The 468-nt window shown below is 42.1% G+C and carries 1 protein-coding gene; it reads right to left on the reverse strand.

Features of this window, described 5'->3' with window-relative positions:
• A partial coding sequence (locus DEQ92_RS24610; protein WP_147299593.1) for a PRC-barrel domain-containing protein occupies positions 1-211 on the reverse strand: 211 nt, incomplete at its 3' end.
• Positions 212-468: the final 257 nt, after the last annotated feature.

Consider the following 468-nt stretch of genomic DNA (forward strand, 5'->3'; position numbering starts at 1 on the left):
GTTTTGCTTCGACCCTATTAGCAGGGACAAGTAACATTCCATCTTCGATCCGATTGAAGCCCCCAGTTGTCTGGCCATTAGGTTCAACACGTAGGTATTCAAGTTTCCCTGTCTTGACATTCATTGTGACATTCTCTATAGTTCCAATCTTGACACCATCGGTCGTCATTACGGTACAGCCGCTAAGGGAAGATGCAAAGACCGGCTCCATATTGACCAATTTTTGTGCATACTAATAGTATACAAGAAGACTGAAAATGCCGCTTTAGCTAATTTCAGGCACTAAGTTAAATAGCTGAGTTATACATCTAACTTATTTAGCTATTCTTCCGCACTGGCATTTTCCGTCTAGTGTGTCGCAAAATGTCGATTTGCTCGTTAGATCGGAGCAAGCGAGTACCAAACTAGGCCAAGAGATTGGATAAGCTGACTAAATGAGCCAATTAGATGAGCTAATCAGATGAGCTA

It is taken from the genome of Haloferax sp. Atlit-6N (assembly GCF_003383195.1).
In the GTDB taxonomy this organism is placed as follows: Archaea; Halobacteriota; Halobacteria; order Halobacteriales; family Haloferacaceae; genus Haloferax; species Haloferax gibbonsii.